This is a genomic window from Bacillus sp. 123MFChir2, assembly GCF_000383235.1.
In the GTDB taxonomy this organism is placed as follows: domain Bacteria; phylum Bacillota; class Bacilli; order Bacillales; family Bacillaceae_G; genus Bacillus_A.
This window is the reverse complement of the sequence record NZ_KB910932.1, coordinates 80442-104250: the sequence shown is the minus strand read 5'-3', so window position 1 is coordinate 104250 and position 23809 is coordinate 80442. Positions and strand designations below refer to the sequence as shown.

Below are 23809 nucleotides of genomic sequence, written 5' to 3'. Positions count from 1 at the left end.
CAAGCTTTTCCATTCATTTGTCGCAGCACTAATCAAATAAGAAATAACAGTAGAAACCGTGCATTTTCGGGCTGTCTCGGTGTGGTTGAACTCCGTTAAAATCGCCTGGAGCTCTGCTTCTGAAAGAAAGTTTTGAATCAATGTGTGGGACGTGGTATTCTTGTTCATGAGAGATTCCTCGTTTCGTCAATGTTGGTGTGGTAACTTACATTGTACAAGAGGAATCTCTCTTTTTGTATTCATTTTTTGGTAGAATTTAGATAATCAACAGACGTGTTAAAATACACATCTATTGTATATTTTGTAAAAATAAAGATATTGAATCAAATAATCTATAAAGTAAAAGAGGCTCGTGGGAGCCTCTTTTGTTTTCATTAAAAATGATCTGCATGTGTTTCTTGTTGACTTATTCCACCGCCATCATCATGTGCATAACTAATAGGATAATCTCCATATGCCAAATCAGGTCTTGCAGGTGTTCCGCCGTCTCCTTTGTTTAGTGCGCTTGCACTAAAGTGATTTGAACTTAAAATAGATAACGTAAACGCAAATCCTATTGCTGTTAATACAATCTTTTTCATTATTTTAACGCCCCTTTAATTATTTGTTTTAGTCTTGCTTCTTTACTTATGTGATAATATTTACTTGCTTTTTCATGATTGTTTTCATGATAGAATTTGTCTGCTAAACGCTCAGTATATTCTTCAATACAATCAAATAATTCTTCGTTTTCAAAGTATGAAATTCCTGCTAGAACTGCTTTTTCTAATGCATTTGTATTCGTATTCATTTCTTTTAAAATCATGAAACGATATTGGTATTCATGATTTTTTAACTGATTACAGATATGTAATCCTTTTTCTATAAGTGATTCAGCAATATTTGTGTGATTTAATTTTAAATTTTCATCTGCTTCCAAGTACAATGCGCGGAAATGGTTTGGAGATTGTTTTGTTACTTCTGATAAATGACGAATTGCTAGTTCTGATAAATTTTGACTTGCATACATTAATCCTAAATTATTTCGAACCATCAATGTAAATCGGTTAATGTTATATTTTTTAAAAACATCTAATGCTGTTGTGAAGTGTTCTTCTGCTTGTTCAAATTGTTTTAAATCAATACAACACATAGCAAAGATATTATCACACAATGCACTACAAATTTCGTAACCAACGTGTTTTTCATACTCTTCTTTTGCAAGACGGATAAGGTCAACTGCTAATAATGTTTGATAAGATTGATACGAAAGATAAGCAAATCGATAATTGAATTCAGCATGTTCTAATGCATTTGGTACATGCTTTAGTAATTTTTTTGCTTTTTCAAAATGAGTCTTTGACTCATTATAATTTGAAATATACATTAAATGAATGCCTTTGAATAAATGATAATAGTATGTTAAAAGTGTATCATCAGGAATAGGCAAAGCATCAATTTTATCAAAACTATTGCTTGTAATACTTAAACTATCAGCTAATACTTGATAGCGAAAATCTAATAACGAATAATAAAACAATATTTTTGGATCTTCATCGACATGGATGATTTTTGATTCAATTTCTTCTTTTAATAGTTTTGCTTCCGTAAATTGTTGTCTTAATAACGATTGATACCAATCATTGAGTAACTTCGTGATTACTTCTTTTGTTACAACTTCTATATTCATACTTTCTCCGCCCTTTTTTACCTAAATATTACCACAGATATAACGATGAGAAGTGAGGATCTTTATTTTTAAAATTGATAAATAAAAGTCTTAATTTTCTGTGAATTAAAAGATAATATTATTGTTGCGAATTACACTTGGAATTACTATTTTTCACTCATTGATTTTGTATTGTATTTTGATATAGGAGTAGGACTTACATTTAAAGCTCATATATAGTGGGGGAGAGGAAATGTTTCAGCTTTACTCGAAATGGGCAATGAATCCTGTGTTACGATTAAAGTTGAAGAAGTGTTTCTTATAAAGAAAAACAGTAAATTGTCCTAGTTAAACAGGACATTTACTGTTTTTAGTTTGAAAGGTGTTTTTTCTTTTCTTCAAGCTTGCTATTTAATTTGTTAAAATGTTGAACTACATCTGTCATCGATAATTGCTTTGCTAATGAAAACCCTTTGTGGATGGAGTTAGAAGCTTTTTCTAATAAATTTGCTTTTATTTGAGCATCCGCAAGACAATACCAATAAAACCAGGCGTCCATTTCTGAAATTTTATCGTTATAGAATTTTTCAACGGTAGGGTAGTATTGAGAATATAATTCTCCATCAAAATCTAATTTTTTACTGTTCCATTTTAAAGTATCTACAAGATAGCTATCAGCAAGATACCACTGCCAAATGGCTAAACCTATCTTTTTGTTTCCATTCAAAATATCCATCTTATGATAAGGAACATCAGCAATCTTTGTGAATGAGTTATCATTCCACTGGAAAATTTCAAGTGTATTTCCTGCAGCAGCACCAATTGTAACACCAAATAAATACTCTTTTATACCATCACCAGTAATATCAGCTAGACCCGAAAACTCCAAACCCACGCTTTGCGTTTTTGTCTCCCAAATTTTTTGCCATTTATTATTTTCTTTCTTCAAAACCATTGCTCCAAACTGAGAAGGTTGTTCTTTTGCTTTCATTTGAAAAGTAACAATCATTTCTTTCTGCCCATCCTGATTGAAGTCGTAGAGTTGAATCGGCTGTGTAGAGAAAGGATTTTCAGGACTTACAAGTAGCGAGTTTGACGGTTTAAACTCCTTAATAATATTCATTAGGTTTTCTTTTTGATTCTCATTAGCGAATATATGTATTGAAGAAGAATTTAAAATTCCTAATGAGAGCAAGATAATTTGTATTATTTTCATTTTAAAATAGCTCCTTTAGAATGGGATCTAAGGTTATAATTCCCTGACATTAATTTTCCTATCATCCCCGTAACTTTTTCAGTAGGAAAATCGTTATATAAAGTGAATACTAATTTTATAGGTTATGAAAATGAATGGGGGGGATTTTATGAAGGTCCTTATATTGGGGGGGGACTCGTTTTTTAGGAAGAGCTTTAGTAGAAGAAGCATTGAAAAGTAGGCAAGTTTAATGTAACAGGGCCGAATAATGAATTGACGATAGAAGAACTATTAAATATTTGTAAGGCAGTAACAAATAGCGATGCTGAATTTGTATGGGCAGAAGAACAATTTTTAATTGAAAATAAAGTAAAGCCATGGACGGAGCTGCCTTTATGGATTCCTGAAAATTTTCCATTAGAAGGAGAGACAGAACCGTGGAAAGGTAGTTTTTTCATCAGTATAGAAAAAGCTATTAACGCTGGTCTTTCTTTTAGACCTATTGAAGATACTATTTGTGATGTGTATCTATGGGAGAAATCGAGGCAGGATACAGAACGAAAAGCAGGTATATCAAGAGAAAGAGAGGCCGAATTGCTAGAGGTTTGGTTTCAGAAGGAGAAATTATGATGAGAGTATATACTCATCAAGCAGCGAAAAAAATTTGCAAGGAAATAGATTCTTCTAAATTGGGAGTCCGAAAGATCTGAGATGATTGTATAATAAAATTTAGATTTCAAAAAATATTCTTGCCCCGTTTTAACATATTTCCCGAAAAGAAGTCCCCTTTCTCAAGGAGCGAGAAGGTGGGGGGGGGATTTTCAGTAGGTGATAGCCTGCATATGTTCTTTGTATGTATTTTTGAGACTATGCGAAATAATCAATATGAAAATACGAAAGAAAGGAAAGTGTATATGGCAACCACAAAAGAGGGTGTACATATAAAAGGAACAAAAAAGTCGTTACCGGATGGATGGTCTACCTATGCATTTCGATACGCTATTTTTCCCACACCTGAACAAGTAACGAAACTAGAAAAATCGTTTGGATGTGAACGAAAAGTGTATAACGAATATGTCTCTGGCTTGTATGAATATTTAGAATCTATCGGTTTTGAAAGTGGATTTATTCGTTATAAAGTTCCAAATTATACAACGATCACGGCCAAATATGATTACTTAGATAAAAGTAATGATTCTTTTGTTTATAATGACGCAAAAATGAGATTCCAGGCAGCCATAAAAAAATATAATGAAACCTATGCAAAACAACCTATTCAATATAAAAAATCGGTTCGTAAAAAGATGCAAACAATCGGTTATGTTCCTATGTTGAAAGACATAAAAGGTATGCCTAAATTCCATAGTAAAAAACAGGGGAAATTAAGTTATACTACGAATCAAACCAACGGAAACATAAAAATTACACAAGAAAACGGTTTTTATTTTTTTTGTATTCCAAAGTTTCAAGAAGGTATTTCTATTTATCTACATCGAGAATTACCGGTTGATGGAATCATTAAAAAAGCAACAATTAAGCGAGAAGGAACAAAATATGTTGTTTCTCTTTCTGTTGATTATTTTTGTCCAAATGAAAAACAAGTAGAACTCGTGACTGCTGACGAAGTAATTGGACTAGATTACAGTCAAAGCGAATTGTATGTAGACAGCGAAGGACGAACAGCTCAGTACAGCCGGTATAACAAAATCATAGAAAAAAGGCAACGAAGAATCAATAAATCCTTAGCTCGTAAAAAGAACAATGCAAAAACAGATGAAACGGGAAATATCGTATATAGTAAAAATTATGAAAAGCGAGTGAAAGAATATCAAAAAGTAACAACAAAAGCAAAAAACCAAAGAAAAGATTTTCTACACAAGAAAAGTAATCAGATAACCAATGATTATCATGCCATTGTTGTAGAAGATTTGAACTTAAGTAACCTAGCGCAATGCTTGAGTTTAGGAAAAAAGTTGCATGATAATGGATTTGGCATGTTTCGAACGATGTTACAGTACAAATCTAAGAAAAAAGGCAAACATTACATCGTTGCGGAAAAGTATTTTGCGTCAAGTAAATTATGCAGTGAGTGTAATCACAAAAAAGATAAATTAAAATTATCAGAAAGAATCTATACGTGCGATAATTGTAGCACGAAAATCGATAGAGATTACAATGCGGGTCGTAATCTAAAATATTATGGCATTCGTATTCTGCACGAACAAAGTCTAAACACGTAGTTTGTATCGATTTTATTAGCGGTAGGGACGCCGCGAATTCAAGGCTTTGGACATGAGTTGCTAGGCTTGTGGATGAATTAGCAATAAAAGAGAAAGTCTTTTGACTTTTGAAGCCCCCACTTCAAACAGACCGTAAGGCTGTTAAGTGGTGGGTAGTTCACATTGAATATGAAACATTAATCATAGTACATTTAAAAAGGGAGAATTTTTCATTAAGAAGGTGAGGAAATGCTTGATAAAGCTGATAGTTCAATAAGGAGTCAAATGTATACAGAAGAAGAGCAAAGAAGGTTATATAAACGGACGTTAGTAATCGTAAGTATTTCACAAATGTTTGGCGGTGCGGGCTTAGCTGCTGGAATTACAGTAGGGGCACTTCTCGCACAGCAAATGCTTGGGACAGATGCATTCGCAGGATTGCCAACTGCTATACTTACAATGGGATCGGCAGGAGCCGCTTTTGTAGTAGGAAGGCTTTCGCAACGTTATGGGCGCCGAATAGGGCTCGCGACAGGATTTATGGTAGGAGGGCTTGGGGCTATTGGTGTTGTAATTTCCACTTTAATAAGTAGCATTGTTCTCTTACTTGCATCTCTATTAATTTATGGTGCAGGTACAGCCACAAATTTACAAGCTCGTTATGCGGGTACAGACTTAGCGAATGAGAAGCAACGGGCAACTGCTATTAGTATGACAATGGTTATGACGACCTTTGGTGCGGTAGCGGGACCAAACTTAGTGGGGATAATGGGGAGTTTTGCTCTTTCTCTAGGTATTCCTGAACTTGCTGGTCCGTTCATATTATCGGCAGCTGCGTTTTTGTCAGCAGGTCTTGTACTTTTCATTATGCTTCGTCCAGATCCATTACTTATAGCGAAAACGATAGAAACATATAAACAGGAACATAAATATAAAGGGAATTCGATAACTAAAAAATCAACAACAAATAATAGGGGCGTTACTGTTGGGGCAATCGTTATGATACTTACGCAAGTTGTCATGGTTGCTATTATGACGATGACTCCTATACATATGAAACACCATGGTCATGGTTTAAGTGAAGTGGGGATTGTCATTGGATTTCATGTAGGGGCAATGTACCTTCCATCACTCGTTACAGGAATACTTGTTGATAAGATTGGTCGAATGGCGATGAGTATTGCTTCCGGCGTTATATTACTTAGTGCTGGGGTGTTAGCTGCTATTGCACCGAGCGATTCTTTAATACTTCTGGTCGTCGCCCTTTCTTTACTTGGATTAGGATGGAACCTTGGATTAATAAGTGGTACGGCTCAAATTGTTGATTCAACAGAACCTGCAATACGTGCAAAAACGCAAGGGAAAGTAGATGTTTTTATTGCATTGGCAGGGGCTTCTGGTGGAGCGATGTCCGGCATGGTGGTAGCGAATTCAAGTTATGCAGCATTATCGTTAGCTGGAGGGGCGTTAGCCTTATTACTTATTCCTGTTGTGTTATGGTCTAGAAAAGGTGGAGAACAAAAATAAAATAGAAACCCAGAAAGTTTGGCAGATTGATTTGTACTGACAGAGTAAAAGAGATAGATATTTACTAAAAAAATCAAAGAAGTTAATACACAAAATGAATCTCATAAAATTGTTTGGGGAATGTTTTCTTTTAATAGTTTAGTAGAGGATGAAACCCTCTGCTGATTAAAGTTGTATTTCATTAAAAGGCTTGTCCATAATCATATTAATAATGTGATGTGTAGGGTTTGCAAAGAAAAGAAGTGCGCTTCGCACTTCTTTTTGAGGTCTCGCCAACAAAACGCGGATTTTATACGCATAAGGATATGCAAGATTTCATGCAGGCTACGAAAACGGTTTGAATGGCTTTCTGGGATTTAGTTACCGCTGATAATGTTACGTTATGTTAAATTTGGATGTATAGACTATTCAACGGGGCAATTTAGTTCCATAAGATATAGTTATGAATTCACATTAAAAATCTATAATTTATTTTATATATCCTCTTTGATATGTTAAAGAAAAAAAGAGGAATTATAATGAGAATTTTTGATGGACATTTTCATATTATTGATTTTGACTTTCCAATTATCGAAAACCAAGGATATTTGCCCTCCAGTTATGTTGTAGAAGATTATCAAAATGAAACTGCTGATTTAAATGTATTAGGTGGAGCTATTGTATCAGGGTCATTCCAAGGATTTGACCAAGAATATTTATTAAAGGTACTTAAACAAATGGGTTCAACATTTTGTGGCGTAACACAATTACCTTTTACAGTAACGGACAAAGAAATACTAAATTTAAATGAAAATGGGGTAAAGGCATTACGCTTTAATATTAAAAGAGGCGGTTCAGAAGATTTATCGAAGTTGGATTACTTTGCTAGAAGAGTTCATAATCTAGTAGGGTGGCATAGCGAGCTTTATATTGATGCAAAAGAGTTGCCCGAAATTGCATCAACTATTGAAAAATTACCAGCAATATCAATCGACCATTTAGGGTTATCTGAAGAAGGACTACCACATTTATTAAAGCTAGTTGACAAAGGGATACATGTAAAAGCTACTGGTTTTGGTCGTGCAGATTTGAATGTTAAGAATGCTTTAAAAGCGATTTGTGAAATTAATCCAGATGCTCTTATGTTTGGAACAGATTTACCATCTACAAGAGCAAAAAGATCTTTTGAGTATACAGATATTGAATTGATTCAACAGCTATTTGATGAACAAGCTACTGATAAAATCTTATACACGAATGCTTTCAAATGGTATTTCAAGTAATTCAGCTTTTATTAGATTTAGAATGGTAAAAAAACGAATCAGATAACTTCCAATAACATTGATTATGTGAAAGAAGGATAGTCCATAATGTTTTCTTGCATATATTGGGGATGAGGTGATGTCTCATGACCAAAAAACATCCCCACTCAAACTTGGAAATGAATCATACGGCACAATAAAAGTTGAAGAAGCTTTTATTCGAGCTTTAGAAGTGTATTTTATAAAGAAGAAGGATAGTAAATCTCCTGGTTGAGCACGTCATTTGATAATTCTTGTTTCTACAAAATAGTTCAGGTTCCCTATATATGGTGCACGTATTAAGAGATTTGAGAAGACAGGTGAGTAATCAAAAACAGGGTCGAGAACTAGTTCTCGGCTTCTTGTATATATGTAACCCAAAAGGCTGTCCTATAAACTGGTTTCACTGACTTATAGGCAGCCTCTTTTTAGTTCAAGAAGCATGCAGGGACGTTATGCCTGCATTCATGTAGCAAATTGGACAGCGGAATAATGACAATGAACAAGTATGGAAGTACCATTGCACATTATGAACTACTACTAGCAGAAGTTGCTACTGAGGAAGCGGTAATTGCAGCTATCATAGCGGCCTGTTGTGCTTGTATGAGGACCTCTATCATTGTTTGCAATCCAGTGGTAGCAGGATTTTCCTTGCCTTGCTCACTCATGAATAGTTGGATAACAACAAGAATATTTACATCCGCATGCCAACGGAATAGCTTGTCCCCCTGCAATTTATCAATGTATGCCCGCACAGAAGCGACTTCTTTCACTCCATCTTCAAGTAACGCTAGTAGCCCGACAGCGGCGTAATGCATTTGCTTAACTTTTACTCCTTCTTGCCGCAGTACGTTCCATATGTTTGTACAGCGTGCTACTAAAATATCTTCACTGACATCCTTCTTTAGGGAAAGAATATGACTTAAAAACTGAAGGTTATCTCCCTTATGAAAGACAGTTACTGCCAGTTTGCGATAGAGGCTTTCCACTCGATCCATTAGCACCTCTACTTCCTCGGGTTGTCCTGCTAGCAAAACAGCGAGTGGGTAATCAGATGTGCTTGTGAGAAAGAAGTGATTCTCTTTCATACGTTTATATACTTGCAACGACCGCTGAATGCGTTCTTCATGTTGTTCATTTCCTTCTGATAAAAGCGTTGCTGCCGCCAGATAAGTAAAGATGCTGCGGCTAAAGCCACCCGCGACCAATCGTTCATATAAGTCGAGAAACTGCTGAAACGCTTCCTCGTAATGTATAAAGTGAATATCCAATGTTGCTGCAATCACAAAGCGATGATAGGACTTCAAATATGAAAAAATCCCTACCTGCTCCTTAATATAGCTGCTGATTTGCAAAAAACGTTCAAGATGAAACGGCTTATTACTGCCTGCATACATAGCGGCAATCATCATCCATGTTCGGGAATCACCAGTTTTCCATCTTAGTTCTTCTTTCAATTGTGCATATATGTGTGTGTACTGCTCCAGCTTATGCTGTAATGTAATCATAGCCGTACCCCCCATTTTTTCTTGTGATTTTCTTCTATTATACTATAATTCCATATTTAGGGATATTGTGGTTTTTATACAAACTTTGCACTGTAGGAGATACAAAAAACAAGAGAGCAAGCAATCCGCTAGTGGGGCATAAAAAAACTCAAATTTGGAAGTTAAAACTTGTTGAGTTCACTACTTCATAATTGATAAATTGACTTTTCAGCAGTCTGCGAAAATAACAAATTCATTTTGCATTTTCTTTGACATGACTTTCTATTGCTAGGTTTACTCTTTAACTAATGAGATTCGGAAGTAGAAGAATCAAATAAACCCAAACGAGCCCCCTAACTTATTAATAGTTAGAGGGCTCGTTTGTAACATTTCCAAACTTTATTTTTTAAATCGATACGGAACAGTTGAAACAATAACATTCTTTTTATATAAAAGGTAAACCCTTAATAAAACACTTGATTGGTTGTGTAAAAAGTTATGCCAACTTTTCTTTGTGATAAACTGCGGAATGAGAACAGTAACAGAATGATGATTCTCTTGTGCTTTCTCTTGAATCATTGCTACTAATTTTGTAATAGGTCTCATTAAGCTTCTGTAAGAAGAAACAACTGTAATAAGACGAACATCTGGTTTCCATTCTTTCCATTTTTGCTGCATCTTTAATTCGCTTTCCTTATCAAATGCCACATATACAGCGATGACAGTATCACCGATAGCCTCAGCATAATTAATGGATTGTTCGACTACCTTTGTAATTCCTGCAACCGGTACGATGACAATGTTTTCTTCGATTTTGTGCGGAATTTCATTTGGATCGATACGTAATTGTTCTCCAACTGCATCGTAATGTTTATGAATGCAATGAAAGAGATACACAATAATTGGCAGGAATATAACAACAGACCATACTTGTGTAAACTTTGTGATAAAGAAAATAAGTAATACAGATAATGAAATAAGTGCGCCTACTAAATTTGTTAGTAATTTTGGTAACCAGCCTGCTGGTTTTTCACGCAACCATTTTATAATCATTCCCGTTTGTGACAAGGTGAAAGGAAGGAACACACCAACTGCGTACAGCGGGATTAATTGTTCTGTTTTTCCTTGAAACGCAATAATTAAAATAATAGAAGCGATTCCTAGGGTCATAATTCCATTTGAATATCCTAGTCGATCACCGCGCATTAAAAACATACGAGGCATATATTTATCGGATGCCAGGTTGAAAGCTAACAATGGGAATGCGGAGAATCCCGTATTAGCAGCTAATACTAAAATAAGTGCAGTTGTTCCTTGGATAAAATAATACACATAATTTCTTCCAAATATATCCGAAGCAATTTGAGAGACAACAGTTTCATTGTGTTTCGGCGCAATACCGTACCAATATGCCAAAACGGTGATACCAGTAAATAAGACTGCAAGAATTGCTCCCATCATTACTAAAGTAGTCGCTGCATTTTTAGCAGCTGGTGCCTTAAAGTTAGGAATTGCATTTGAAATCGCTTCTACCCCTGTTAATGCAGAACACCCAGATGAGAATGCTTTTAATAAAAAGAATAATGTAATTCCTGGTGCTACCGTACCAATAGGTGTATGCAAAGTTGCCGGCGCTTGTCCAGTGGCAATGTTAAAGACTCCAACAGTAATTAATACGATAAGTGCTAATACGAAGAGATAGACAGGATAAGCTAAAACAGAAGCTGATTCTGTTACTCCTCTAAGGTTCAGAATGGTAATAAAAATAACAAGTATTACAGCGATTATTACGGTGTACTGATGTAAAGCTGGAAATGCGGATGTAATTGCATCTGTCCCTGCGGATACACTTACAGCTACGGTAAGAATATAATCTACCAGTAAGGATCCCCCGGCAACAAGACCCGCATTTATACCTATATTTGTTTTGGAAACAATGTAGGCTCCTCCGCCGTGTGGATAGGCGTAAATGATCTGTCTGTACGATAAAATAAGTGCCGTTAACAAAACGAGAACGCCGATTGCGATTGGAATAGAATACCAAAAAGCGATCGAACCAATTGTTGCAAGAACAATTAAAATTTGTTCTGTTCCATAAGCAACAGAAGAAAGAGCATCAGATGAAAGAATGGCTAATGCCTTTAACTTATTCAATTTTTGTTCACCTAATGCATTTGATTTAAGAGGTCTACCAATTAAAAACCTTTTGAATACTGAAAACATGGATGCACCACCAATAAGTAATTTTTCCAATGAACAGAATATCACAATTGGTAGCGAGTGAATAGATATTTTTATTATGAATTCTTTTTTATTTAATAGTAAATTGACAAAACGGTGACAGAAAACCTTTTTTATTACGTAAAAAGAATGCGATTTTAGTGGAATTCAATCGTTTCAATACCCATTTCTTGTGCTATTAACGTAAAATCTTCTTTACTTATTTTGAGATGTCCATATCTAAACGGAAATCCCCACGTTTTCTTATCTTGAATAAAGGATAGTTTATCAATAAGAGGATGAATGTCTGTTTCTTTACATGAATAAAATTTGATATTTCTGCGAAAAGGAATAAATCCGTTCCCCATATCAAACTCGTAAATATGGTCATCAATTACTTTGCCAATAGCTGTGAACATTTGACATGGTGTTTTTTCATTAAATTGATGTTTAGAAGAATAATATATAATCCAATCCCCAGGCTTCATTCTTTTTAAAGGGGTGGACTTACCGTGACAAAGCTGGGCGAATCTGCCTTCTACTCCTTTTAAAACATGATCCCTTGAAGCAACACCGATCCAATAGTTGATCTCGTTCGTTAGCATATTAGCACCCGCATGATGAATCACTAGTTTCTTCAAAAAATAAAGGTGTGGTTGGTAAATTCATTGTTTTCCATGCGGCAATACCTCCAGCAAGTTCTTTCACATTATATCCGTTTTCTAAAAGGAATAAAGCTGATTTCGCAGCTGTATTACACCAGACGTCCCAGCAATATAAAATGATTATTTTTTCTTTCGGTAACTCTGATAACCGATTTTTTAATTCAGATTGCGGAATTTGAAGTGCTCCTGTAATCATCTCTTTTTTTAACTCAAGTGTTCCATTTCGTACATCAACTAATATGTAAGCATCAGGATTTAATTTTTTTGCCTGTAAAAGATCCATTGGACTAAATGTAGAAGCAATACGACCTTTAAAAAATTCCATTTCAAGCATATTAGCATTCCTCCGCGTTTTTTAAGATTTTTAACAAACAGGTTTTTAGAAAGAATTGTTCTTCTTTTGTTAAAGGAGATAAAATTTTCATCTCCGACTGTGTTAACAATCCCCAACAGTTTTCCAATACTTCTTGACCTTTGTTTGTAATTTGGATGCAATAGGATCTGCGGTCTTTTGGATTTTTTATTCGAATTAAATATTGTAGTGATTCTAAATGGTCAATAAAATCTACCATTGTTGTACGATCGATTTTTAATTCAGTAGCAATTTCTTTTTGAGAAAGGTTAGGCTTTTCATTGATTTTAATTAAAATCCCATATTGTCTCGCATTAATGTCGTAAGGTTTTAATTTTTCAATCAAGTCGAGTTCTAGTAATTGCTCTACTTTTCCTGTAAGGAATCCGTATGATTCTAAGATTCTGCTCAATGTATCATCCTCCCGAATAATCACCTTTATATATAATCAGTATAACTGACTATTTTTGAGTGTCAACCATTAAATGGTAAAAACAGAGAGTGAAAGATAAAAAATGGGGAAAAGTGAACTTTTTTCTAGTTTGATGGTAATAAATATATAGAATAAAAAATAAGGAGGGAAGAGTTTGGAGGAACAACGGTTAATTCAGCAAGTAAAACAAGGAGACAAAGAGGCGTTTAATCAACTACTACAACCGTACATACAAAAAGCATATCAAACAGCTTATCTCATAGTAGATGATAAAGGCTTAGCAGAAGATGCGGTACAGGAATCGCTCATACAAACATATGAATCTATCCATCGTTTTAATGGAGAGATTGCTTCGTTTAAAACTTGGTTTCATCAAATTTTAATTCATACAACTTTAAAACAGAAGCGAAAAAAACGGTTTGCTTTTTTGCAACCTGAAACGTGGTTTCGTATAAAAGATGGGAAAACACCTGAACATAATTATCTCATACAAGAAGAGTCTCAGATGATTCTTGATGCAGTGCAGCAATTATCCAGCAAGCATCAAATTGTTATTATTCTTTTTTACTATCAAGATTTATCTATTTTAGAAATTTCGGAAGTGTTAAATGTAAAAGAAGGGACAATAAAGTCGCGTCTTTTTAAAGCGAAAGAAAATCTGAAGGATTATTTAGCTCATACTGTTTTTTTAGACCATGATACGGAGGTGAGTGTATGGATCGACAAATAAAGAAGACATTTCATGAAAAAGCGAATGGAACTTCATTTCCACAGCGCGTAAATATTGAACAACTGTTACATAGTAAGAAGAAAAAAGTAACCGTCTGGAAACAGTATGTTGCGATAGCTTCTGTCGCAATTTGTTTAGTAGCTACCATATTTGGATTAACGTTTCCTGCCTCTGCGATAAGTATTCCCATTATAAGAGATATTTTTAGATTTTTTGATAGCGAAAGAGTTGTACTTCATAACGAAGTTAAAATAACGAAAGAGGAAGGGCCAGGACTTTATCATGAGTATAAGAAGTACTCGAATGAACTTAATCTTACTCAGGAGAGTAACGGAATTAAATTTACTATACATAATGCGATTTATGATGGACAGAAAGTATCTTTAACGTACTCTATTGAAAGTGATCAAGATTTAGGTGACAATCCATTTACTTTGGACTTTCTAAAAATAAAAGGGGCTGGAGGCATATCGGAACGTAATGGGATTAAAAAAGTAGATGAACATAAGTATGTAGGCTTAATAACGGCTAGTAATTTGGAAGGTACTACAGAAGATAGTGTAAATATGCAATGGAAAATAGATAGTATTGCAAGTTCAAATACACAAAAAGAAATAAAAGGGAATTGGAACTTTGACTTCACTTTAAATGCAATGAAAAGTAAAGAAAAATTAATTTATAGTAGTGTAGAGCAAGATGGAGTAAAGGTATCTATTGAGAAGCTATCCATATCACCGATGTCATTTATCGTTTCGTATAAACAAGAAGTTTCCGATTACATGAAAAATAGATGGGATGAAATATATATTGATTTGAGAATTAAAGATGATTTAGGGAATAGTTATGCCGGAGAAGGAAATGGGAGTATAGGTGATGAAAGTTCTTTTACTTTGAATGGAAGTAAAACATTTCAAAAAATCAACCCGAATGCAACAAAACTTATGATAACTCCTCATGTTATGTTAAGTAATCACAATGCTGATAACTATGGAGAAGCAGGAGGGACCGGAAGTGGAAGAAATAAATTTTCTATACTAAAAATAATTGGTAGTGATAAAGAAGATCTTGTATTAAAAGATATTGTTATCGAATTAGAAAAATAACATAAAAATCGAAAGGACTGTTTTCTTGAAGTGGGACGGTCCTTTGTATCTTAGTAACAAGCTAAATAAGAGTGATGATAGTCGATATGTATATACGTAAAATACTGAAAATTATGTTAAAATAGTGTTAATTGCTTGAAAAGGAGGATTTTATTGTGAAAAAAGATCGTCTTGCAAAAATAGATTTAACGAAAAGAATGGAATCAAAAAAAATATATAATAAGAAGCTGGAAAAATATCAAATGCGTTTACTTGCGTTGCAGCAGATTTTACGAAAAGAAAAAATAGCTGTTATTTTGGCTATGGAAGGCTGGGATGCTGCTGGGAAGGGCGGAGCAATTAAGCGAATTACTGAGCATCTTGATCCGCGCGGATTTCAAGTAAATCCAATTGGTGCACCTGCTCCTCATGAAAAACGCTATCATTATATGCAACGATTTTGGCGGAAAATTCCGCAATATGGTCAAATTACTATTTTTGATCGCTCATGGTACGGTCGTGTACTGGTTGAACGCGTAGAGGGTTTCGCTACAAAGGAAGAGTGGACTAGGGCATACAGTGAAATTAATGATTTTGAAAAACTATTAACGGATGATCGTTACATAGTAGCAAAGTTTTTCTATCACATTAGTAAGGATGAACAGTTAGCACGATTTAAAGAACGAGAGCAAAATCCTCTTAAAAAATGGAAAATTACAGATGAAGATTGGCGCAATCGAGAAAAATGGGATGAATATGTCGAGGCTATGGAAGATATGTTTGAAAAAACAGACAAACCAAACGCAAAGTGGCATATTATACCTGGCAATGATAAGTTGTATGCGCGTGTGAAAACATTGAAAGTGATTATTTCATTAATTGAAGATTATTTCTTAGAACATAGTATAGAACTGCCATCATACTATCATGAAATGAAAGAAGAAAAGGAAGAGGAAGACGAACAAATAAAGATGTAAGCTGTTAAAGATGGGAATAGTGGTGCAGGAGATAGTGGAAGGAAAATAATATAGTAATATAAAGGACTGTCTTATTTTAATGGGACAGTCCTTTATATTTTAGGAACGGTCATTATGGAACAATCGTGCTACGATATTTAATTAAATACCGTAGCACGATTGTTCAGTCTTTAGTACTCTTAATATAGCTGGATTGTTGAAAGAATAACCTATGAAAATAACACTATAATTCAATAATTTTCTAAGGTGCGCACTGAAGATAGTTCATATCATTAAAAATCCTTTTTATGGCTTCCTCATTTTAAAAGTACATTCTCAATTTCTATTAGAACTTCTTCAGGGATTTGTTTATAAACAGCTTTTACGGTTTCCACAATTTGTTGAGGAGTGGAAGCACCTGTTAACGCACTTGCTACATTTTTTTGCCGTAGTACCCAAGCAATTGCTAATTCAGTTAAAGACATGTCGCAAGTTTTAGATATCTCTTCTAATCTTTGTGACGTGAGTAGTAATTCTTTTGTAAAAAGTTTTTTAAAGAACTTATTTACATTTGGATTGTTGGCTCTGCTTTTCTCAGGAATTTGCTTTTTATATTTACCAGTTAAGATACCTTGAGCAAGGGGACTAAAAACGATTTGTGATATGCCTAAATTTTCAGAGATAGGGATGATTTTGTCCTCTATGTCCCGCTTCAGCAAACTGTATTCGCATTGGTTCACAATAATTCGATTTATTAAATGCCTATCAGAGATATGTACTGCTTCCTTAATTTGTTCTGAGCTCCAGTTACTTACCCCAGCATATAGTATCTTACCTTGCTTAATTAAATCATCAATTGCTCTTAGCGTTTCTTCTACTGGAGTTTCATAGTCGTAACTGTGACAATAAAAAATATCAATGTATTCAAGGTTCATTCTTTTTAAACTGGTATGTACTTGCTCAATAACATGTTTACGTGATAGCCCTTTGCTGTTAGGACCTTTTCCAGTAGGCCAATATGCTTTTGTTGCTAACACATATTCGTCCCTAGTGAATGATTTTAAAGCAGATGCTAAAATTCTTTCAGCTTCACCATTTTGATACACGTTTGCAGTATCAAATGAATTAATTCCTACATCAAATGCCTTATGAATCGTTCGTACAGCATCTTGTTCTGTCCCATTTTCTCCAAATGTTAAGTAACTCCCTAAACTAATTTCACTAATTTTTAAACCAGATTTTCCTAGTCTGTTATACTTCAAACATATTCCCCCATAATATAATTTAGTATGTATCAAAGTGGAGCGCGGTAGATGCCATTTCGTTTTTATCTGTGAGCGAAAAAAATGTTATTCTCTCAAAATCACGGATTATTTTTGGAGTCATTAGTAATTGTGCTTGATGATTTGTATGTTTTTTTGAGAAAACCATATTTTCTAGTATTAAGAAAGGTTGCTACTTTATAATGATTTTATCAGATTATTAATAACTTTTGGATTTTTGGTTTGTTTAAAGTGTATGAATGAAAGTGGTTATTCATATTATTGTTGCAGAAATTGGACACAATAAATGAGAAACAGGTGCAAAAAATGATGAATAAAATAGAAAAATAGCGATTTTCTTTATGTTAATAAATGGGGTTTATTCTTGTGTCAGCTCTATAACTATGCTAAAATTTATATAACTTTTAATGAACGGAGGGGTCTCCTTTGATCTTAATCAGATTACGTCTCAATACTTTGTGCCAATAATTGAATAGCGCTCAAAGGCTCTGTCTGTGTACAGAGTAAACGGGATTGGTCTGTCTCTTTAAAGGAACCCAATTGAACTTATATGTGAAAAGAGGGGAGGACGAATACGCCCTCTTTTTGTTTTACCTTTAAAACAGAATGACGCAATGCATGTATACAAACATTTTTATGTTGTATGATGCTGGCTTTGACGACCATTGAACAAGCGAGAAGCGATGCTTTTATGTTTATTTGTTGTGCTCTCATCCGTTTATTAAAAACACAGGCAGCGGCTTGTGTTTTTTAGTTTGCGCGTAATCGAAATGGAGGAATAAATATATGGAACAAATAGTACAAAAAGCAATATTAGTCGGAGTGAATTTAAATAGTGAAAGTGATTTCGAATATTCAATGGAAGAGTTAGTGAACTTAGCAGAAGCTTGCGATGTAGAAGTGATAGGGAAAGTGACGCAAAATTTACATCGTGTAAATCCATCTCATTATATTGGAACGGGTAAGATTGAAGAAGTGTCAGCGTTCGTGAAAGAAGCGGATGCGAATTTGGTCATTTTTAATGATGAGTTATCGCCTTCACAAATTCGAAATTTAGAAGCCGATTTAGATTGTAAAGTGATTGATCGTACGATTTTAATTTTAGATATTTTTGCGCAGCGTGCTAAAACGAAGGAAGCACAATTACAGGTTGAGGTAGCTCATTTACAATATATGATGCCTCGTTTAATTGGCCTCCGTGAATCGTTAGGAAGACAAAGCGGTGGTGTTGGTACGAAAAACAAAGGTGTGGGGGAAAAGAAGTTAGAGCTTGATCGCCGTAAGATTGAAGAGCAAATTGCCACGTTAAATAAAGAGTTAGAAGCACTTGTTGCACAGCGTCAAACGCAGCGTAAACAGCGTAAGAAAAATGAAGTGCCTGTTGTTGCATTAGTAGGGTATACAAATGCTGGGAAATCAACAACGATGAATGCGATGCTTGAAATGTTTAACGGATCTGCAGAGAAACAAGTATTTGAAAAAGATATGTTGTTTGCGACGCTGGAAACAGCTGTGCGAAATATTCAATTGCCAGATAACAAATCATTTTTATTAACAGATACCGTTGGATTCGTTAGTAAATTGCCGCATCATCTTGTGAAAGCGTTCCGTTCGACGTTAGAAGAAGTGGCGGAGGCTGATTTATTGGTTCATGTTGTGGATTATGCAAATCCGAACTATGAGCATCTGATTGAGATTACGAATCAAACGTTAAAAAAAATCGGCGTGGAAAATATCCAGGCAATTTATGCTTATAATAAAGCAGACGTTATTGATATTGAAATTCCAAAAGTACAAGATGATCGGGTATATTTGTCTGCGAAACAAAAAGTAGGTATTGATGAGCTTGTGCATATGATTCGCACACAAATTTATAAAGATTATACAAAGTGTGAAATGTTAATTCCTTATGATCAAGGACACCTAATTTCTTATTTTAACGAGCATGCTAACGTTTTATCGACAGACTATGAAAATGAAGGTACGAAGATTACCGTGGAATGTAAAATGAGTGATTTCGAAAAGTATAAAAGGTATGCAATACACTAAAAAGTTCACATGAAATAGGAAAAGAAGAGCTGCTGGAAAGTAGCTCTTCTTTTCATGATCTTTTCGTTGCATATATACATGTATCTCTTAATTCAGTCCCATCTATTGATACACTATTACTCTCTAAAATACCTTCTAATTTAAATCCTAACCTTTCTGGTATGGCACGGCTTTTGACATTTCTTGAGTCACAGCGAATCTCTATTCGATTTGCTTGTAATTTATGAAAAGCAAAATCTACAATTCCTGTAACAGCTTCTGTCATGTAACCTTGCCCGCTAAAATGAGAGTGAATCCAATAACCAATTTCAAATTTCGGAATATCCCAGTTAATGCGGTGTAACCCTGAAGAGGCGACAAACTCCCCTGTATCTTTAAGGAAAACGAGTAATCGTAAATCTTCACGTGCCAAAAATTTCACGTGAGAATCTCTAATATTTGCTTCTACCTCTTGTTTTGTTTGTTCTTTTTGAGCAAAAGGCATCCAAGGTTTTAATTCTTCGATAGATTCATTGATAGCGTTATATACTACTTTTCCATCTCCAGGTCTTGGCATCCTTATGAGAAGTCTTTCCGTATAGAACTCAGAAGGGAAATCTAATAGCAGTGGATTCATAAGAAACGCTCCTTATTTGTTATTTTATATTATGATACATGAATGGATGTATATGGTAAATGTTTTTTCTGAATTTTAATAAAAATAAAGTTTTATTATATGGTAAGCATAGAAGTGGAAAAAAAGGAAGAAGAGGTATAGAATAGATTTTGTTTAAAAAGTCAGAAAAATAAAAGTGTGTGGAACATATGCAGAAGCTGGTATCAGCACAAGAGGAGAGGAGCGTGTGGCATGCAGACAATAGCAAAGCCGAATGCGATGAATACACCAACGATTTACCGTATTTTATTTGCGATTAGTTTAGGGCACTTTCTTAATGATTCGATGCAGGCGGTTGTACCGGCGTTGTTTCCTATTTTAGAAAAGTCGATGAATTTATCCTATATGCAGGTGGGCTGGATTGCCTTTGCTTTGAATATGACATCTTCCATTATGCAGCCGGTGTTTGGGATGTATTCGGATAAGAAGCCTTCCCCGTTTTTACTGCCATTAGGAATGTTTTCAAGCATGCTTGGGATGATTGGACTTGCGTTTGCGCCGAACTTATTTATTGTTATTTTATCCGTTTTATTTATTGGACTTGGATCCGCTGTATTTCATCCTGAAGGCGCACGTGTTGCTTATATGGCAGCAGGAGCAAAGCGTGGTTTAGCACAATCCATTTATCAAGTAGGAGGAAATACAGGGAATTCGCTTGCGCCAATTTTTACGGCACTTGTATTTGTACCGCTTGGACAAATTGGAACTGTATGGTTTACAGGCTTTGCGATGGTTGGAATTATTTTATTATACTTTGTTTCAACGTGGTATAAAGGAGAGTTAGTAAGCGGGGCTGTAAGAAGGAAGAAACGTGCTGCGCTAGAAGCTGACAGTTTAGTAATAAGCAGCCGAATTAAGTTTGTTATTGTTTTACTTGTATTTTTAACGTTTGTTCGCTCATGGTACGGAGCAGGTATTGGAAACTTTTATCAGTTTTATTTAATCGAGCATTACGGATTATCTATTAAAAATGCACAATTTTACGTATTTGCTTTCATGATTGCTGGCGTACTTGGAACGTTCTTTGGCGGGCCGTTAGCAGATCGATTTGGAAAGCGAAATATTATTGTTTTTTCCATGCTTGGTTCGGCACCTTTAGCGCTGTTATTGCCGCACGTTTCGCTCGTATGGGTTGTTCCATTGTTTCTATGCATTGGATTTATTAGTTCGAGTAGCTTTAGTGTAATTGTTGTGTATGCTCAGGAGCTTGTTCCAGGGAAGGTTGGTATGGTATCCGGATTAATTGTAGGACTTGCATTCGGACTTGGTGCATTAGGAGCAGTTGTACTTGGGAAATTAGCAGACATATATAGTCTTAACTTTATTATGATATTATGTAGCATGTTACCGTTAATTGGATTATCATCATGGTTATTACCAAATGATCGGAAAAGTACGTGAAAATGAAACGATTTATTTACAAGACCTCTAAATGACTTCATGTTTTACCACAACAAAGAAAAAAGTATAATTCTAATTGCATAGTGCCAACTCTTAGTTGTTTTAAATTAATCTTTTAGCAAATATAGTTTTAAAATATAAGTATGGAGGGAGAGATTATGAGGGGGAGACCCGAACTAAAAATAGAAGCAGAAAAAATTTATAAAACAAAGAAGAAAAGTTAGACTTTGTTCTGGTGATTCAAAACCGAAAAAAAAGCAGATTACTTATAAAAAAGTCTTGGTAACAACAAATAATGACTATTATTCCTTTCGACTTGCACGGGGGAATTTTGAATGGGTCTCCTTGAATGTAGTTGCAGTATGGGACAATCTTGGTCATAAATTAGTGGAAGTATCAGCTTTAACTGGCAGGGGAAATTATCGTATTTCCGATGAACATTGTTTAGCATATCGGGAAAAATAAAAATTTTCATCTTAAATCCCGCGGCGATGTTAAAATGATTTTTCTTCATTAAAGGGTACTAAAAAAGGATAGATAAAGCCGATTATATCTGCTTTTATCTATCCTTATTTCTTAGGTCATATAATGTGGAACATTATATGGAAAGTCAGTAATCTGAAAGCCAGATGACAACTTTCAATGTTTTTAACAAAAATATTGAAAGTTACATCTCTTTAACATTTAGCGTTTTAATTTTTTTAACAGTGGTAGTCGATTAATACGATCGCCAAGAATGTCAGAAGCAAGTCCACTTGTAAATACAAACGCAAAGTAAACTATTCCGCCAAGAGAACCGCACACGACTACAATTATTAATGACTCGATGTATGATTGACCAGGAATTAACCATTTTAATAACGTTTTTGCACCAACTACTACAGCAGACATCGCAGCTGAGTAAATGGTAATAAGCAATATTGTTTTACTAGTCTTTACGATGTTAAACTTTGTATATTTCACAATGCAGTATAACATGATGACATCAGAAACGAGGTAACCTAGAATAGTTCCTAATACTGCACCGTGCCCACCGAGTAAGTATAAAAGCGGTGTGTTGACAACAACTTTTAAAAGAATACCGGCAGTAAAGGCAATCATTGTTTTACGTTGATAATCAATGCCTTGTAAAATAGCAGCTGATACGGTGAAGATTGCACTCATGACAGCGGACGGTGCATATGAGATTAAATATTGTGAACCGTCTAATGCTGTATTGTGATCGAAATATACCATGCGAAATGCATCATATGCGATGCTCGCAAGTCCAAATGATGCTGGAATTGTGAAAAATAATAAGACTGTGAAAATCTTTTCAATTTGGTTTTGCAGTTCATCTAATTTACCACCCGTAAATGACTGTGTAATTGCCGGGATGATTGAAAGTGAAAATCCTGTTGCTAGTGATGCTGGTATCATAATTAATTTTTGAGCATAGTTCGTAATGTAAGCGAACACAGCGTTTGCTTTATCAAGCGGTGTGCCTATTGCTCGCAGTGCATCAGCAACTGTATATTGATCCACTAATGTATAAAGTGGAATGGCAATACCTACAAAGACAATTGGAATCGCATATCGAAGCAGTTCCATATAAATCTTTGTTAAGGAGAATGAAGAAGAGCGTGTTTTTCGTTCTCCTTCTGGCGCACGAAGTCCATTGTATTTTTTCCAGTACATAATGAGCATGGAAACACTGGCAATGGCTCCAATAACAGCTCCAAATGTTGCAACTGCTACAGAAGATGCGACTGATCCACCTAATAGTTTAGAAACGATAAAGCTTCCAACTAAAATAAAAATAACACGTGCAATTTGTTCCACAACTTGTGAAACGGCACTTGGTTTCATATATTGAAAACCTTGGAAATAACCACGCGTAACGCTCATTGCTGGCACAATAATAAGTGCAAAGCTTAGCGCACGCATTGTTAATGTTACATCTTCGACGAATCCAGGTTCAGGTGTTTTAGAGCGAATAATTAATTCTGATACGTAAGGTGCGCCGAAAAATAAAATTAAGAAACCAAGGAATCCCATAAACATCATTACTTTTAAGCTTGAGTTGTATAACTTTTTACTTGTACTATAATCTCCTAAAGCGTTATATTTGGCAACGAATTTGGAAACGGCGATCGGAATACCTGCCGTTGAAAAGCTTAGTAAAATCCCATACCAGGAGTACGCATAAGAATATAAAGCAACTCCTTCACTTCCAACTAAAGCTTGGAATGGGAAAAAATAAATAAAACCTAAAATACGTGAAATCATTGTTGCACCGCTTAGCAGGGCAGTGCCTTTCAATACTTTTGAAGTAGACAAAATACTTCCTCCTACTCTGGTTGCTTAAGAATCATCTTTTTCTACTATAAACTTGTCTTAGTATTTTATAAAGTAAAATAATCAATTTATTATTACAGAATTTTTACAAAGTGTGTTTGTTTGGGAATTTTAATAGATGGTTTGGATATTTGTAATAATACAATCGTTTACAGGGCATGAAGATGCAATTAGGAAAAATTTATCATATAATAAGAGGGGATTCAAAAGATATATTAGGGGGTGTGGGTATGGCAATTACAATGAAATTGCTAGATACTGCAGCGTCTCATGCAAAGCCAAGTATGGAA

At 34.8% G+C, this 23809-nt stretch carries 20 protein-coding genes and 2 pseudogenes; 11 read left to right on the top strand and 11 right to left on the bottom strand.

Translation table 11 applies throughout. The features are described from left to right. Positions 1-374: 374 nt before the first annotated feature. The 3 genes from H280_RS0107615 to H280_RS0107605 all read right to left on the bottom strand — a co-directional run bounded on the left by H280_RS0107615 (position 375) and on the right by H280_RS0107605 (position 2864). On the bottom strand, positions 375-581 hold the full coding sequence (locus H280_RS0107615) for a hypothetical protein (RefSeq protein WP_020060525.1): 207 nt from the start codon (positions 579-581) through the stop codon (positions 375-377). After that, positions 581-1669 (bottom strand): Rap family tetratricopeptide repeat protein, encoded by a 1089-nt coding sequence (locus tag H280_RS0107610; RefSeq protein WP_020060524.1) that lies wholly within the window; start codon positions 1667-1669, stop codon positions 581-583. Before H280_RS0107610 ends, H280_RS0107615 begins: the two co-directional genes overlap by 1 nt. Positions 1670-2018: 349 nt before the next feature. Further along, positions 2019-2864, bottom strand: coding sequence for a hypothetical protein (locus H280_RS0107605; protein ID WP_020060523.1), 846 nt, complete (start codon positions 2862-2864; stop codon positions 2019-2021). 213 nt (positions 2865-3077) lie between these two features. Between H280_RS0107605 and H280_RS0107600 the strand changes: the two are divergent. The 5 genes and pseudogenes from H280_RS0107600 to H280_RS26725 form a co-directional block, all read left to right on the top strand. Next, positions 3078-3473 (top strand): annotated as a pseudogene (locus H280_RS0107600) (NAD-dependent dehydratase); the annotation flags it as partial. A 176-nt stretch (positions 3474-3649) separates the two neighbouring features. Beyond that, positions 3650-5083, top strand: coding sequence for an RNA-guided endonuclease InsQ/TnpB family protein (locus H280_RS23235; protein WP_020060521.1), 1434 nt, complete (start codon positions 3650-3652; stop codon positions 5081-5083). A gap of 228 nt (positions 5084-5311) precedes the next feature. After that, the gene (locus tag H280_RS0107585) at positions 5312-6589 is read left to right on the top strand and encodes an MFS transporter (RefSeq protein WP_020060520.1); all 1278 of its coding nucleotides are present in this window, start codon (positions 5312-5314) and stop codon (positions 6587-6589) included. A gap of 518 nt (positions 6590-7107) precedes the next feature. Beyond that, entirely contained in the window at positions 7108-7851 is a 744-nt protein-coding gene (locus H280_RS0107580; RefSeq protein WP_020060519.1) for an amidohydrolase family protein, read from the top strand. Positions 7852-7969: 118 nt separating this feature from the next. Then, positions 7970-8104 (top strand): hypothetical protein, encoded by a 135-nt coding sequence (locus H280_RS26725; protein ID WP_020060518.1) that lies wholly within the window; start codon positions 7970-7972, stop codon positions 8102-8104. A 292-nt stretch (positions 8105-8396) separates the two neighbouring features. Here the strand turns inward: H280_RS26725 and H280_RS0107570 are convergent, their stop codons facing one another. From H280_RS0107570 to H280_RS0107550, 5 genes are all read right to left on the bottom strand, one after another. After that, positions 8397-9377 (bottom strand): DUF4003 family protein, encoded by a 981-nt coding sequence (locus tag H280_RS0107570; RefSeq protein WP_020060517.1) that lies wholly within the window; start codon positions 9375-9377, stop codon positions 8397-8399. A gap of 378 nt (positions 9378-9755) precedes the next feature. Next, positions 9756-11579 (bottom strand): APC family permease, encoded by a 1824-nt coding sequence (locus tag H280_RS0107565; protein ID WP_020060516.1) that lies wholly within the window; start codon positions 11577-11579, stop codon positions 9756-9758. Between the two features lie 155 nt (positions 11580-11734). Continuing rightward, positions 11735-12181: an EVE domain-containing protein gene (locus tag H280_RS0107560; protein ID WP_020060515.1), complete on the bottom strand. Its 447-nt coding sequence runs from the start codon at positions 12179-12181 to the stop codon at positions 11735-11737. A gap of 1 nt (position 12182) precedes the next feature. Then, a complete protein-coding gene (locus H280_RS0107555) occupies positions 12183-12575 on the bottom strand; it encodes a rhodanese-like domain-containing protein (protein WP_020060514.1) in 393 nt (130 codons plus the stop codon). A 1-nt stretch (position 12576) separates the two neighbouring features. Further along, entirely contained in the window at positions 12577-13005 is a 429-nt protein-coding gene (locus H280_RS0107550) for a MarR family winged helix-turn-helix transcriptional regulator (RefSeq protein ID WP_020060513.1), read from the bottom strand. A 175-nt stretch (positions 13006-13180) separates the two neighbouring features. Here H280_RS0107550 and H280_RS0107545 point away from each other — a divergent pair, with 175 nt between their 5' ends. The 3 genes from H280_RS0107545 (at position 13181) to H280_RS0107535 (ending at position 15815) form a co-directional block, all read left to right on the top strand. Further along, positions 13181-13756 (top strand): RNA polymerase sigma factor, encoded by a 576-nt coding sequence (locus H280_RS0107545; RefSeq protein WP_020060512.1) that lies wholly within the window; start codon positions 13181-13183, stop codon positions 13754-13756. Then, a complete protein-coding gene (locus H280_RS0107540) occupies positions 13741-14859 on the top strand; it encodes a DUF4179 domain-containing protein (RefSeq protein ID WP_020060511.1) in 1119 nt (372 codons plus the stop codon). Before H280_RS0107545 ends, H280_RS0107540 begins: the two co-directional genes overlap by 16 nt. Before the next feature lie 155 nt (positions 14860-15014). Continuing rightward, entirely contained in the window at positions 15015-15815 is an 801-nt protein-coding gene (locus H280_RS0107535; RefSeq protein ID WP_020060510.1) for a polyphosphate kinase 2 family protein, read from the top strand. 296 nt (positions 15816-16111) lie between these two features. Here H280_RS0107535 and H280_RS0107530 read toward each other — a convergent pair whose 3' ends face one another. Beyond that, complete coding sequence (locus H280_RS0107530) at positions 16112-17056, bottom strand: aldo/keto reductase family protein (RefSeq protein ID WP_020060509.1); 945 nt, start codon at positions 17054-17056, stop codon at positions 16112-16114. An 807-nt stretch (positions 17057-17863) separates the two neighbouring features. Between H280_RS0107530 and hflX the strand changes: the two genes are divergently transcribed. Further along, entirely contained in the window at positions 17864-19126 is a 1263-nt protein-coding gene (hflX, locus tag H280_RS0107525) for a GTPase HflX (RefSeq protein ID WP_020060508.1), read from the top strand. A gap of 52 nt (positions 19127-19178) precedes the next feature. Here hflX and H280_RS0107520 read toward each other — a convergent pair whose 3' ends face one another. Further along, positions 19179-19742 carry a GNAT family N-acetyltransferase gene (locus H280_RS0107520; protein WP_020060507.1) on the bottom strand — a complete coding sequence of 188 codons (564 nt, stop codon included), beginning with the start codon at positions 19740-19742 and terminating at the stop codon, positions 19179-19181. Between the two features lie 231 nt (positions 19743-19973). Between H280_RS0107520 and H280_RS0107515 the strand changes: the two genes are divergently transcribed. After that, positions 19974-21182, top strand: a complete 1209-nt coding sequence (locus H280_RS0107515; RefSeq protein WP_020060506.1) for an MFS transporter — start codon at positions 19974-19976, stop codon at positions 21180-21182. 158 nt (positions 21183-21340) lie between these two features. Beyond that, a pseudogene (locus H280_RS26065) lies at positions 21341-21647 on the top strand (hypothetical protein). A 219-nt stretch (positions 21648-21866) separates the two neighbouring features. On the opposite strand, the gene H280_RS0107510 reads toward H280_RS26065, so the two are convergent. Beyond that, on the bottom strand, positions 21867-23501 hold the full coding sequence (locus H280_RS0107510) for a putative polysaccharide biosynthesis protein (protein WP_020060505.1): 1635 nt from the start codon (positions 23499-23501) through the stop codon (positions 21867-21869). Between the last annotated feature and the right edge of the window lie 308 nt (positions 23502-23809).

What these genes read in the sequence shown, in the direction of transcription:
- H280_RS0107565 (WP_020060516.1), bottom strand. Translation starts at nt 11,579, where the DNA reads ATGTTTTCAGTATTCAAAAGGTTTTTAATTGGTAGACCTCTTAAATCA.
- H280_RS0107615 (WP_020060525.1), bottom strand. Translation starts at nt 581, where the DNA reads ATGAAAAAGATTGTATTAACAGCAATAGGATTTGCGTTTACGTTATCT.
- H280_RS0107580 (WP_020060519.1), top strand. Translation starts at nt 7,108, where the DNA reads ATGAGAATTTTTGATGGACATTTTCATATTATTGATTTTGACTTTCCA.
- H280_RS0107515 (WP_020060506.1), top strand. Translation starts at nt 19,974, where the DNA reads ATGCAGACAATAGCAAAGCCGAATGCGATGAATACACCAACGATTTAC.
- H280_RS0107520 (WP_020060507.1), bottom strand. Translation starts at nt 19,742, where the DNA reads ATGAATCCACTGCTATTAGATTTCCCTTCTGAGTTCTATACGGAAAGA.
- H280_RS0107585 (WP_020060520.1), top strand. Translation starts at nt 5,312, where the DNA reads ATGCTTGATAAAGCTGATAGTTCAATAAGGAGTCAAATGTATACAGAA.
- H280_RS0107570 (WP_020060517.1), bottom strand. Translation starts at nt 9,377, where the DNA reads ATGATTACATTACAGCATAAGCTGGAGCAGTACACACACATATATGCA.
- H280_RS0107605 (WP_020060523.1), bottom strand. Translation starts at nt 2,864, where the DNA reads ATGAAAATAATACAAATTATCTTGCTCTCATTAGGAATTTTAAATTCT.
- H280_RS0107560 (WP_020060515.1), bottom strand. Translation starts at nt 12,181, where the DNA reads ATGCTAACGAACGAGATCAACTATTGGATCGGTGTTGCTTCAAGGGAT.
- H280_RS0107610 (WP_020060524.1), bottom strand. Translation starts at nt 1,669, where the DNA reads ATGAATATAGAAGTTGTAACAAAAGAAGTAATCACGAAGTTACTCAAT.
- hflX (WP_020060508.1), top strand. Translation starts at nt 17,864, where the DNA reads ATGGAACAAATAGTACAAAAAGCAATATTAGTCGGAGTGAATTTAAAT.
- H280_RS26725 (WP_020060518.1), top strand. Translation starts at nt 7,970, where the DNA reads ATGTCTCATGACCAAAAAACATCCCCACTCAAACTTGGAAATGAATCA.
- H280_RS0107540 (WP_020060511.1), top strand. Translation starts at nt 13,741, where the DNA reads ATGGATCGACAAATAAAGAAGACATTTCATGAAAAAGCGAATGGAACT.
- H280_RS0107555 (WP_020060514.1), bottom strand. Translation starts at nt 12,575, where the DNA reads ATGCTTGAAATGGAATTTTTTAAAGGTCGTATTGCTTCTACATTTAGT.